Annotated in this window: 14 protein-coding genes and 1 pseudogene; 11 read left to right on the plus strand and 4 right to left on the minus strand. The window is 68.5% G+C overall.

All coding sequences use genetic code 11. The annotated features are described in order from the left end of the window. The first annotated feature begins 405 nt into the window (after nucleotides 1-405). Nucleotides 406-720: a hypothetical protein gene (locus tag VMI11_10525; GenBank protein ID HTY72841.1), complete on the plus strand. Its 315-nt coding sequence runs from the start codon at nucleotides 406-408 to the stop codon at nucleotides 718-720. A 56-nt stretch (nucleotides 721-776) separates the two neighbouring features. On the opposite strand, the gene VMI11_10530 is transcribed toward VMI11_10525, so the two are convergent. Together VMI11_10530 and VMI11_10535 are read right to left on the minus strand one after the other, a co-directional pair. Next, nucleotides 777-983, minus strand: coding sequence for a YdeI/OmpD-associated family protein (locus VMI11_10530; protein ID HTY72842.1), 207 nt, complete (start codon nucleotides 981-983; stop codon nucleotides 777-779). 5 nt (nucleotides 984-988) lie between these two features. Next, the gene (locus VMI11_10535) at nucleotides 989-1,369 is read right to left on the minus strand and encodes a hypothetical protein (GenBank protein HTY72843.1); all 381 of its coding nucleotides are present in this window, start codon (nucleotides 1,367-1,369) and stop codon (nucleotides 989-991) included. Between the two features lie 781 nt (nucleotides 1,370-2,150). Here VMI11_10535 and VMI11_10540 point away from each other — a divergent pair. The 4 genes and pseudogenes from VMI11_10540 (at nucleotide 2,151) to VMI11_10555 (ending at nucleotide 4,898) form a co-directional block, all read left to right on the plus strand. Further along, entirely contained in the window at nucleotides 2,151-2,705 is a 555-nt protein-coding gene (locus tag VMI11_10540; GenBank protein ID HTY72844.1) for a sigma-70 family RNA polymerase sigma factor, read from the plus strand. Then, a complete protein-coding gene (locus tag VMI11_10545) occupies nucleotides 2,702-3,805 on the plus strand; it encodes a hypothetical protein (protein ID HTY72845.1) in 1,104 nt (367 codons plus the stop codon). Before VMI11_10540 ends, VMI11_10545 begins: the two co-directional genes overlap by 4 nt. Nucleotides 3,806-3,881: 76 nt before the next feature. After that, nucleotides 3,882-4,232 (plus strand): hypothetical protein, encoded by a 351-nt coding sequence (locus tag VMI11_10550; GenBank protein HTY72846.1) that lies wholly within the window; start codon nucleotides 3,882-3,884, stop codon nucleotides 4,230-4,232. A gap of 441 nt (nucleotides 4,233-4,673) precedes the next feature. Further along, nucleotides 4,674-4,898: pseudogene (locus VMI11_10555) on the plus strand (GNAT family N-acetyltransferase). A gap of 28 nt (nucleotides 4,899-4,926) precedes the next feature. On the opposite strand, the gene VMI11_10560 reads toward VMI11_10555, so the two are convergent. Continuing rightward, nucleotides 4,927-5,475: an isoprenylcysteine carboxylmethyltransferase family protein gene (locus VMI11_10560; GenBank protein HTY72847.1), complete on the minus strand. Its 549-nt coding sequence runs from the start codon at nucleotides 5,473-5,475 to the stop codon at nucleotides 4,927-4,929. 90 nt (nucleotides 5,476-5,565) lie between these two features. Here VMI11_10560 and VMI11_10565 point away from each other — a divergent pair, with 90 nt between their 5' ends. The 6 genes from VMI11_10565 (at nucleotide 5,566) to VMI11_10590 (ending at nucleotide 10,823) form a co-directional block, all read left to right on the plus strand. Next, entirely contained in the window at nucleotides 5,566-6,369 is an 804-nt protein-coding gene (locus tag VMI11_10565) for an ATP-binding cassette domain-containing protein (GenBank protein ID HTY72848.1), read from the plus strand. Then, a complete protein-coding gene (locus VMI11_10570; protein HTY72849.1) occupies nucleotides 6,366-7,127 on the plus strand; it encodes an ABC transporter permease in 762 nt (253 codons plus the stop codon). The genes VMI11_10565 and VMI11_10570 overlap by 4 nt, the downstream gene beginning before the upstream one ends. A gap of 30 nt (nucleotides 7,128-7,157) precedes the next feature. Continuing rightward, nucleotides 7,158-7,955, plus strand: coding sequence for a MerR family transcriptional regulator (locus tag VMI11_10575; protein ID HTY72850.1), 798 nt, complete (start codon nucleotides 7,158-7,160; stop codon nucleotides 7,953-7,955). 84 nt (nucleotides 7,956-8,039) lie between these two features. Further along, entirely contained in the window at nucleotides 8,040-9,209 is a 1,170-nt protein-coding gene (locus VMI11_10580; GenBank protein HTY72851.1) for an MFS transporter, read from the plus strand. A gap of 49 nt (nucleotides 9,210-9,258) precedes the next feature. Next, nucleotides 9,259-10,107 carry a class I SAM-dependent methyltransferase gene (locus VMI11_10585; GenBank protein ID HTY72852.1) on the plus strand — a complete coding sequence of 283 codons (849 nt, stop codon included), beginning with the start codon at nucleotides 9,259-9,261 and terminating at the stop codon, nucleotides 10,105-10,107. A gap of 77 nt (nucleotides 10,108-10,184) precedes the next feature. Beyond that, entirely contained in the window at nucleotides 10,185-10,823 is a 639-nt protein-coding gene (locus VMI11_10590) for a hypothetical protein (protein HTY72853.1), read from the plus strand. A 27-nt stretch (nucleotides 10,824-10,850) separates the two neighbouring features. Here the strand turns inward: VMI11_10590 and VMI11_10595 are convergent. Further along, on the minus strand, nucleotides 10,851-11,384 hold a 534-nt coding region (locus VMI11_10595; GenBank protein HTY72854.1), incomplete at its 5' end, for an alpha-amylase.

Raw genomic sequence — 11,384 nt, forward strand, 5'->3', positions numbered from 1 at the left:
CAAGATGTCCGGGTGGTCGAGTCATCAACGCGGCTCGTGCTGATCTGCGAACTTCCAGCGTCGGGCAAGTCGACTCTCGCTGCCAAACGGCTGGCACGTGGCAGAGCGTGATCTTGGAGTGGGGCCACTGGGCGCGAGCCGAGCGAGATGAGCTTCAACCGAATGGACGTAAGCCGCCATCACCCGGACCGACTTCGAGACCTGGGCCGCCATCTTCCAAGCTTCGGACGAGGAGGAGATGGAGCTGTTCGACAGACCACTCCTCTCGGATTGAGTCCATCGGCCGCCGTCACCACTGGATACCGTGCGCCACGGGGAGTGGCGAAGCTGGGTAACTCCGGTACCACTGAAGTGCCTATGGCGCCTGGCAGCCGCAGGCGCGGGCCGGCTGGGCATCATGGAGATGTGGACGAAGATCTTGCGGCTATCGCCCTAGACGTTATCGCGAGGGTGCAGCTCTCAGAGGGCTGGCCACAGGGGCATCAGCACGCGGTTCTGGAGAGCATTGAGGCCGTCGAGCTAGATGACGAGCCCGGCATCTGCATGACCTGGCGACAGGGCGAGAACGCGTTCGGTCTGCTGAACTCCGTTCGCAGGCTTGTGGAGCTGACGGGCGCCGCCATCAGCCTGCCGTTCTACCTCGGCCTCGCCATTGACGAGCCCCATCCCGGCTCATTGACGGGCGTACGCGTCTGGTTCATCGACCTGCCGTCGTCCTAGGCATCAGGCGATAGCGCACGAAGTGCCCGCAGACACAAACCGACATTCTGGGCGGATCATTCAGGCTTCCGCTTCTGGGGGTGAGGCGTGTTGCCGTTCGCGAGCATCTCGACGTAGTGGGTGATCCGGCGGGCACGTGTCTCTGAGCGCTTTGCCTCCTGCACCCGGTAGAGGACGGCAAACCGGTTCGTGCGCGTCAGCACATCCCACGTCGCCTGTGCGGCCGGCGACGCAGCGGGCGCCGTACGCAAGTCATCCGGCACCTCGTTCAAGCCGAACCTCCGTAGGCCTTCTCCCATCGCCCGTCGGCCTTGGCCCACTCGACCTCAACCAGACCGGCTGGCCGCATCCGACCGTCGGCGACCAGCCGTTCGGCCAGGTCCACGTTTGGTTGTGACCAGGTGCTGCGCGCACGGCGAGGGGTGAACCGCACTCGGTAGGTGGCGCTGTCGCGCCGGGTGAGGTGGCCGTCGATCCAGCCGTAGCAGATCGCCTCAGGCACCGCCTCGTCATAGACCAGTCGGGTTGGCTCGGTCACACCCTTCCTCGCCAGCACCAGCCGCACACCACTAGACGCTGCGTGATTGCGAGAGAGCCAGGAGCGCCAGCCACCGACGTCGGCGACCAGCAGCTCGGGGATCTGGCTCATGCAACCAGTATCCCGGCCTCGCCCTACGGCTCGACCGCGCTGAAGTGCGACTTTGGGTCCTGAACTTGGCTGCGGCGACCGTTGGCGAGAGTGCGGTATGCCGCTGAGAGGCACTGGGCGTCGGCTGCCCCATCGCTTGGTGCGAGGCGGTACAGGCGCAGATCCAGATCCCAGCGGTGATGGCGAGAAGCGTCGAGCGCAGCCGCACCGTGGGACCTCCGCTCCCGTCACCCGGACGAACTCCGCAACGAGGAGGTTGCCTCGGCGCCGAAGCGCCCTAGGGGAAGGTCAAGACGGAATCCGAGGGCCAGTCCCGCAGGCATCCGCCACACTCGTTCTGTGGCCGATGAGCAGACTCCGGCTCGTCAAGAGGTGCGGCGAGGAACCGGGTGGATCTCCTGGCTCCCTTCGTCGGGATGTGCGTCGGCGCCGCCTCGGCGATCTTGATCACCACCATCTATGTCTGGTCCGGGAACAGCGAGGCATTCAGGGCTGGAACCATCGCAACCGTCTCGTTTATCGTCCTGGTCCCCTTCCTGACGAGGTGGCCGATCACGCTTCGTCGCGGCGCCACGACAGCAGGCATCTGGCTCATATCTTGGACGGCGAGATCCCTGGTGGGTCGGCTGCCTGTGGGAGCTGCGAGGCGACTTCGTCACTGGGCTGCGATCTAGCGAAGCAACAGTCTCACTCAGGAGGCTCGCGCATCTGTGGAACGATTCGACCCCCCCATCTCGATTTAGGAGTACACCGGGTCGTAGTCGCTCAGAGGGGAGGGCCCTTGGACGCCTCCACTGATGCGCCTGGTCCCGCTCGCGACGATGACGGGTTCCTGGAGTGGATCCAGCAGCGGCTGCCGGCGTTGCGGCGCAGGGCGTTCCTGCTGAGCGGGGCCTGGGACCGAGCCGATGATCTCGTGCAAGACACCCTGTTGGCCTTGTATCCGAAGTGGCGTCGGGTCGCCGGCGGGGAGAACGTCGACGGGTACGTAGTGCGGGTGATGGTCGGCAAGTACGTCGACAGCAGGCGGCGCCCCTGGCATCGGGAGCGGTCGGTGGATGCAGTACCGGACCGTCCCGATTCGGGCTCGCTCGCCTCGTTCGAGGCGGTCGAGGGCGCTGACGGGCCGTTGATGGCAGCGTTGGCGACCTTATCGCCGTCGCATCGGGCGGTGCTGGTGCTGCGGCACGTCGACGATCTGACCGTGCCGCAGATCGCAGCGGTGCTCAACCTGCCCAGCGGGACGGTCAAAAGTCGCTTGTCGCGCGCGACCGAGGCGGTCCGTGCACAGCTGGCAGGCGGCGCGTCGTCGGCGGTCATGGAGGAGCGGCGATGAGTCTGGACCTGCAGGAGCTTTTCGATCTCACCGGCCGAGACGCGCCCCCGACCCGTCTCGTCCCCGGCGAGGTGCTGCACCGCGCACGTCGCACCCGCTCGCGGCGCCTGGCGACCCTGGCCTTTGCCGCGGTGGCAGCAGTTGCAGTGGCCGTGGGGGGCATCCTGTGGTCGCTCCCCGGCTGGACCGCGCAACCAGCGACGCATCAGAGACCTAGCCCCACGCCTTCGGTGACGCTGCGCGCCAACGGGCCGATCATGGCGCCCAGCGGGTGTCGACTCGTCGCCATCGACCCGCGCACCGGTATCGATGACTACGTCGATGTCCCGCTCCAGACGGCCTGCGGCGCTCGCGAATACGCCTGGGCGGCGGATGGGCGGTCGGCAGCCGGGTTAGTGCGATCAGCGACCGGAGCTGAGGTGCTGCGAGTGTGGTTGGGGGGCAGCGGGATCGGGCGTTCGATCAGCTCGTGCGACGGTTGCTCCTGGTTGGCGTGGACCCCATCCGGCGACACAGTCCTTGTGCTGCGGGGCCAGCGCCTGCGCGCCTACGACACGACATCCGGCCAGGCTGACCGCGCATGGAAACTGCCTGTTGCGTCGACGAACGCGGCGTTGTCACCCGACGGTAGGCGGCTAGCGCTCACCACCTGTGTGGGCGTGTGCGGCCGGGGATCTGGCCCGCGGACAGGTGGGCTGGAGCTCGTGGACCTCACCACCGGCCAGACCAGGATGCTCGCCGCCACGGCCGACCTGGGCTGGATGCTAGGTCCCGTGTCCTGGTCCCCGGACGGCCGCACCCTGGCCTACTTCTCACTCCGCCAAGTCGCGCCCTCCGAACTGCGGATGCGCCTCATGACCGTCGTCCTGGCAACGCAACGGATCGCGGTGATCCATGACACCGGAGCTTCGTGCTATTGCGCAGGGTTGAGCCCCTCGCTTGCATGGTCGCCCGACGGGAGACTGCTGGCCGTCAGCATGCCCGCCGGCCGGTTGGATGCAGGGTGGAACGTGGCCATCACACGCCCGGACGGTTCCGCCTGGCGACCACTGCCGCGCTCGACCGCTGAACCCTGGCTCGCCTGGCGGGCCGCCGGCTAAGTCACGAGGGTAGGCCGACCGCGAAGCGCCGATATGCCGCGGACGTATGTCGCGTCGGCAGGCTACGGTTCCCTCCGTGGACGATGGGAAGACGGACCGGGAGGACGGTCTGTTTCACGTCTCGTCATCGCTCAATCGTGATTCGATCGCCGCCCATGGCCTCGACGTGACGCGTATGGCGGCCGCTCGCGGTATCGCGGGCAGTCGGCAACCCGAGGAGGATGGGTGCTTTCTGGCCAGAGGCGAGTGGGAGGCCGACTGGTTCGTCCGGATGAATAACACCGGGGGCCCGGTGGACGTCTGGGCCGTCGATGGAGTGCGCGTCGAGCAACTCGTCCCGGCACCGAACGGCTTCGTGTTCTTCCCAGGGACGGTTCCCGCGTCCTCCTTGACGTTGGTGAGACGGGACATTCCCCCCGAGCCTTGAATCCAGCAACCCCCCAAGCGAATGCCACGAGATGGATGCTGACCGCGAGGTCGTGCCGATCCAGGCGCAGTCCGGTTGAAGGATGGCCGCATGAACCGCGAAGCGTTCCCACTGGATGTCGCCGAGCTCCGTGCCGTCCTGAACTACCTGCTTGACGAGGTGAAGAGACGTCACGGGCCAACCGTCGACATCGGCGGTGGCATGTACTGGGACCTTCCGCTCAACGAGGCGTTCGATCCGTCCGCCTACGACCCGCCCGAAGTGACCTCGGATCATTGGCCGACGACATTCTGTCGATCCGGCGATGCCTCGCGGAGAGGGACGGCGAGGAGTACGTCGCGCTGTGGCACGAGTTGTCGCACGCGGTCGGTCCACTTCGCCGACTCGCGTGCCTCGACATGCCCAACTAGCGCGACCACAGGACGAGGCACCATGACCTGCATGCCCCTGCCCATTCCGACCCTGATCACCAGGAGCCTGCGACTGCGTCCGTTCGCCGACGCGGACGTGGACGAGCTCTTCGCGCTGCACAGCAGCGCGTACGTGCTGCGCTATTGGGACGCGCCGCCGTGGACCGATCGTGAGCGTGCCGAGCGGTTCATCGCGACCTGCCGGCAGATGGCGGAGGAGGGCACCGGAGCGCGGCTGGTCGTGGACCGTGTCTCCGCCGGAAACCAAGCAGCGGTTGTGCTGACTAGAAGAGGAACGGCACCAGCATCTTGGTCGAGTGCTTGTACGCCGGATAGGAGTCGGGGAACTCCTTGGTCAGGTAGCGCTCCTCGACGGTCGCGCAATACACGAGGTAGACCCCCGCCAGGGCCACCGCAGCGAGCCACATCCAGCTCAGGGCCACCGCGGTACCGACACCGGCGAGCAGGATGCCGGAGTAGATCGGGTGTCGAACCCAGCGATAGGGGCCACTGGTGACCAGCTCCGGTTCCTCCTTCTGCGACATCGGGGTGCCCCAGTTGCGCCCGATGTGCACGCGGGCCCAGATGGCGATCCCGAGCCCGAGCGCGAAGAGCGCGAGCCCCAGGGCAGCCCGCCAGGGATCCGACGTGGTTGTGCCTCCTCTGAAGATCCCGAGATGGACCAGGAGAACCACTGCGACGACGAGCAGCACCCGGATACGCAGTTGGCGCGACCAGGGGATGCGGCCGCGCTTCGCGGAGAACGCTGCCGCGAGCCAGTAGATCCAGAAGGCCGTCCATCCGATGGCGAGGACGACCTCAACGGCATGCACGCGACTGATGCTCCCACTGGAACGGGAGGGCGTTGGTGCGGCCGCTTCGTCCTTGACCTTGACGCAACGTCAAGCCTGCACGCTGGTGCCATGTCCATACAAGTCCGGAGTAGCGCAGAGCAGGCATGGGAGCCCGCAATCCGCGTCCGAGCCCTGGAGAAGTCCTATGGCGAGCTCCGCGTGCTGCGTGGCGTGGATCTCGACGTTGCGCCGGGGAGCATCCTCGCCCTGCTCGGCTCGAACGGCGCGGGGAAAACCACAATCGTGAAGATCCTTTCCACGCTGCTCAGAAGCGATGCGGGGACGGTCACCGTCGCCGGCTTCGACGTTGCCACGCAACCGGCGCACGTACGCGAGTCCATCAGCCTCACCGGACAATTCGCCGCCGTAGACGAGATCCTTACCGGGCGGGAGAACCTGGTCCTGATGGCCCGGTTGCGCCACATGAGGGGCGCCCGTCGCATCGCGGATGACCTGCTGACGCGTTTCCAGCTCGCCGACGCGGCGCAACGGCGGGTGGCGACGTACTCCGGAGGCATGCGCCGCCGGCTGGACATCGCCATGAGCCTCATCGGCAGTCCGCCGGTCATCTTCCTCGACGAGCCGACCGCCGGGCTCGACCCGCAGTCACGCGTCGAGGTGTGGAACAGCGTCAAGGAGCTGGCGGGGAGGGGCACGACGGTGCTTCTCACCACACAGTACCTGGACGAGGCCGAACAGCTCGCCGACCGGATGGCGATCCTTCATGAGGGGCGGATCATCGCAAACGGCACCCTCGCGGATCTCAGGCAGCTGTTGCCGCCCGCCAAGATCGAGTACGTCGAGAAGCAGCCGACGCTCGAGGATGTCTTCCTCGCCATCGTCGGAAACGCGAGGCATGAGGAACAGTCTTGACCCGCCATTTCTTCGCCGACACCGCCGTCCTGACGGGTCGCTCTCTGCGTCACATCACGCGCAGCCCGGACACCATCATCACGACGACGATCATGCCGATCGCGTTCATGCTGCTGTTCGTCTACGTGTTCGGCGGCGCCATCCACGCGGGCTCGGGCCCGTACGTGAGCTACCTCCTGCCCGGCATCCTGCTCATCACCATCGCCTCGAGCATCTCCTACACCGCGTACCGGCTCTTCATGGACATGCAGAGCGGCATCTTCGAACGATTCCAGTCCATGCCGATCGCGCGTTCGTCCGTGCTGTGGGCGCACGTATTGACCTCGCTGCTCGCCAGCCTGGTATCGCTCGTAGTGGTCATCCTCGTCGCGTTGGCCATGGGCTTCCGGTCGGGGGCCGGATTGCTGGCCTGGCTCGTGGTCGCCGGCATCCTGGTCCTGTTCACCCTGGCTCTCACCTGGTTCGCAGTCATCGCCGGACTGTCCGCCAAGACCGTCGACGGCGCGGGTGCGTTCTCCTACCCCATCATCTTCCTGCCGTTCATCAGCTCGGCGTTCGTGCTCACCTCGACCATGCCCGCCCCAGTGCGCGCATTCGCCCAGAACCAGCCGGTGACACCCATCGTCGACGCGATCCGCGACCTGTACATGCAGCAGGCGTTCAGCACCGCCATCTGGAAGGCCCTGGGCTGGTGCCTCGCCATCCTCGTCGTCGGGTACACGCTGGCCATGGCCACCTACCGCCACAAGGTCACTTGACGATGTGTCTCCCTCGGGCAGGCTGAGGCGATGCTGACGATCGGACAGCTAGCCTCCTACGCCGGAGTGACCACCCGCACCGTGCGGCACTACCACCAGATCGGACTGCTACCAGAGCCCGATCGCGATGCCTCCGGCTACCGGACGTACGACGCCGCGGCGGTCGTAAGGCTCATCCGGATTCGTACCCTGGCCGAGGCCGGCGTCCCCCTCGCCCGGGTACGCGACCTCCTTGACGCCGACCCGGAGAGCTTCGTCGCCGCGACCCGTCAGATCGACCGGGAGCTGCGCGCTCGGATCCGCACGCTCCAGGAGCACCGTCGCCGCATTGCGCAGCTGGGCACGGGCGATTCGCTGGCTCTCCCGTGGGAGGTGGTCGACTATCTGGATCGCCTGCGTGCCATCGGAACGCCAGAGCGCATCATCGAGCCCGAACGAGACGCCTGGATCCTGACGGCGGCGCGATGGCCGGACGCGCTCCCGGCGATCATGGCCGAGAAGGTGGCCCAACTCGACAACCCGAAGGTCGTAAGGCTGTACCAGCTCATCGGTCGGATCTCGGAGAGTTGGGAGGACGAGGATCTCCTGCGCGAGACAGCCGACCTGATCAGCTCTCTGTTGGAGCAGGCTGCCGACCGCGGGGAACTGGAGCTGCAAGACGAGCTCATGCCCGACGAGTCGTTCATCCGCCTGATGGACTCCTTCGCCGTTGCGTCCCATCCGGTCGTCGCACGCCTGCGGGACCTGATCGAAGAGCGTGGCTGGAGCGGGTGGACTCGGGTGGAGAAGGGCGACCCTCAAGCGTCACGACCCGCACCCTCCGTCTGACCGGAGGCCTCTTCCAACCCCGTGCCTGTCTTTCTATTCGAGACATATCGCCCAAATAGTGAGAACTCCTCCTATGCTCGGATGATGGAGGACAGCCGACGGTGGCTGATGCTCGGCCTCGGGATGCTGGCCCAGGCCGCGAGCTGTGTCTTCCTGTATGGCCTCCCCTACCTGCTCCCCCAGGTGCAGCGCGACCTCGGCCTCTCCCTGTCGCGGGCCAGCGTGCTCATCACGATGCCCATCGTCGGACTGCTGCTCGCTCTCGTCGCGTGGGGAGCGGCCGCGGACCGGTATGGCGAGCGCGTCGTCATGGCCCTCGGCCTGACGCTGGCCGGCGTGTTCCTGTTCGCGGCGTCTGTCGTCGTCGACGACGTACGGGCGCTCGCGGCGGTGCTGCTTCTCGCCGGTGCCGGGGCGGCGTCGGTCAGCGCGGCGAGCGGCCGGCTCGTGCTGGGCTGGTTCGCGCCACGCGACCGGGGGTTGGCGATGGGAGCGCGGCAGACCGCCCAGCCGCTCGGGACGGCGGTGGCTGCCGCGCTGCTTCCCGCCCTGGCCCTCCTGGGCGGCCTGTCGCTGGCCGTCGGTGCCTGCGCCCTCCTGTGCGCCGCCTCGGCGCTCGCGGTCGGCGTGCTGGCGCGCGACCCGGCACGCCCGGAGGGCCGGCAAGGGACGGCCGGGCGGTCGCCGTACCACGAGCCCTTCCTGTGGCGGCTGCACCTCGCGAGCGCCTGCCTCGTGGTACCGCAGTTCGCCGTGACCGCGTTCTCCTTCGAGTTCCTCACGCAGGTGCGTCACTGGCCCACCTCAACGGCGGCGACGGTGCTCGCGGTCGGCAATCTCGCCGGAGCGGTGGTCCGGCTGGTCGTCGGCTACTGGTCGGACCGCGTCGGTCGGCGCCTCGCGCCGATGCGCACCCTCGCGGTCGCGATCGCGTTCGTTGTCGGCCTGGTCGCGCTGGGGGCGGCGAGCGGGTCACCCGTCGCGTCGCTGGCCCTCGTCGTGGGGTGCGCGGTCACCGTGGCCACCAACGGTCTTGCGTTCACCGCGGTCGCGGAGCGCGCCGGCTCCCGGTGGGCCGGGCGGGCGCTCGGGATCCAGAACACGGGCCAGAACCTCGTCGCGGTCGCCACCGCCCCGGGGCTGGGGTCCCTCATCGAGCACGTCGGCTACGCGGTGGCGTTCTCCACGGCGGCGGGGTTCTCGGTCGCGGGAGCCGTGAGTACGCCGGTCCGTCAGGAGCGCGCCCTCGCCTGACGGCCGGGACCGTTCGGTCGCAGGCCCCCTGGTGTGGCACGGTGCGGGGGTGAGCAATGACTACCTGGACGTCAACCGAGCGAGCTGGGACGAACGCGCGCCCGCGCACGCGAGGTCGGCCGACTACGGGCTCGAGCGCTTCGTCTCGGACCCCACGTTCCTCAGCGACGTCGTGCGATTCGACCTCCCGCGGCTCGGGGACCTCGCAGGCATGCGCGGCGTGCACCTGCAGTGCCACATCGGGACGGACACCATCTCCTTGTCGAGGCTGGGCGCCCGCATGACCGGCCTGGACTTCTCCCCGGCAGCCTTGCAGGAGGCCCGGTCGCTGGTCGCTCGCACGGGAGACGACGTCGACTTCGTGCAGTCGGACGTGTACTCGGCGCTCGACGTCCTCGAGCGGGAGGCGTACGACCTTGTCTTCACCGGCATCGGAGCGCTGTGCTGGCTGCCCGACGTGCGGCGGTGGGCCGACGTCGTGAGCGCGCTCCTGCGCCCGGGCGGACGGCTGTTCATCCGGGAGGGACACCCGATGCTGTGGGCGCTCGACGAGGAGCGGGACGACGACCTGCTCCTCGTGCGCTACCCGTACTTCGAGACGGCGGAGCCGCTCGTGTTCGAGGACGAGGGGACCTACGTCGACACCGACGCGACGTTCGTGCACAACGTGACGCACAGCTGGAACCACGGCCTCGGGGAGATCGTGACGTCTCTCCTCGACGCGGGGTTGCAGGTGACCGCACTCGAAGAGCACGACAGCGTCCCCTGGAACGCGCTGCCGGGGGCGATGCGCCTGGAGGACGGTGGGGAGTACCGGCTCGCCGAGCGGCCGGACCGGTTGGCAGCGAGCTACACGCTGCAAGCGCGGAAGCCGGATTCACAGGTCATCCCCAGGTAGCCGCCAGCCCCGCGACAGGCGCGCCGCAGACGGTGGCGGCAGCCGCAACGGGGCGGCGCCCGACCAAGGGAGTGACGGTGCACGACGACAACTTCGGCGACACGCTCGACGACGAGTTCGGCCAGGACCGCATCGAGGGCGGCGCGAGTCCGCACAGGGCTTCCCGCCGGGGGCGAAGCGCGGCGCTCCTGACCGCCGGCGTGGTCGCCGGCGCCGCCCTCGCGGGCGGGGCGACGGCGTTCGCCACCTCGGGGAGCTCCGGCAACGCGGGTACGTCGACGGCGACCTCGAGCGGCGCACCGAACGGGCAGCCGCGGATGGGCTCCGGCCCGGTCGGCGGCTCGACACCCGTGCGCAGCGACGAGAAGGCACTCGACGCGGCCGCCGCCGCCAAGGTGAAGGCGGCGGCATTGAAGGCGGTGCCGGGCGGCACCGTGTACCGGGTAGAGACCGATGCCGGTGATGCCACCTACGAGGCGCACATGACCAAGGCCGACGGCACGCTGGTGACGGTCAAACTGGACAAGAACTTCACGGTCACCGCTGTCGAGGCCGGCATGGGCAAGGGCGACCCCACCCCGGCCGGCGGGGCCGGCGGCCCGCACGGCCAGGGCCCGGGAACGCCCGGCAGCCAGGGTGGCTACGCCGCTCCGCGCGCTCAGGGCGGGTACGGCGCCCCGGGCGGCCAGAACGGGTCGAGCGGCCCGGGCGCCTGAGCGTCGAGCAGCCCGGCGGCTGAGGGGTCAGCGGGCCGTCAGCCAGAGGGCGTCGTACGGGCCCAGACGCAGCCCGTTGACGTCCCCTGGCGCCGGCCCGCCGCGCAGCTCGTCGTGGAGCTCGCCCTCGATCGGCACCGCCCATCGCGGCCACCACTGGTGGTGCTCGGTGACGTTGTAGAGGCCGACGAGCGTGCTCGCGGGGTGGCGGCGCTGCACGGCGAAGACCGCCGAGTTGACCGGCTCGAGCAGGTCCGGCTCCACCCCGGCGTGCATCGCGACCAGCTCGGAGCGGACGCGGACCGCGTGACGCAGCGCGCTCCACACTCGATGCTCGACCGTGCCCGGGACCTCCCGTCGCTCGACGAGTTCCCACGGCATGCGGGGGCGGTGCACCCACCGGTTGTCGCCGGCGTGCTCGGGGTCATCCGCGTAGGAGTAGTCGTTGAGCAGGGCGATCTCGTCCCCCATGTAGAGCAGGGGGAGCCCACCGAAGCCCAGCACCACGTAGTGGGCCAGCAGCAGACGCCGGATGGCGGTGTCCACGCGGCGCGGGTCCGC

The organism is Actinomycetes bacterium (assembly GCA_035506535.1).
In the GTDB taxonomy this organism is placed as follows: Bacteria; Actinomycetota; Actinomycetes; order DATJPE01; family DATJPE01; genus DATJPE01.

Bases quoted from the DNA above. Each gene is read 5' to 3' on its own strand.
- VMI11_10535 (HTY72843.1), bottom strand. From the start codon at position 1,369: ATGAGCCAGATCCCCGAGCTGCTGGTCGCCGACGTCGGTGGCTGGCGC.
- VMI11_10545 (HTY72845.1), top strand. From the start codon at position 2,702: ATGAGTCTGGACCTGCAGGAGCTTTTCGATCTCACCGGCCGAGACGCG.
- VMI11_10565 (HTY72848.1), top strand. From the start codon at position 5,566: ATGTCCATACAAGTCCGGAGTAGCGCAGAGCAGGCATGGGAGCCCGCA.
- VMI11_10575 (HTY72850.1), top strand. From the start codon at position 7,158: ATGCTGACGATCGGACAGCTAGCCTCCTACGCCGGAGTGACCACCCGC.
- VMI11_10580 (HTY72851.1), top strand. From the start codon at position 8,040: ATGGAGGACAGCCGACGGTGGCTGATGCTCGGCCTCGGGATGCTGGCC.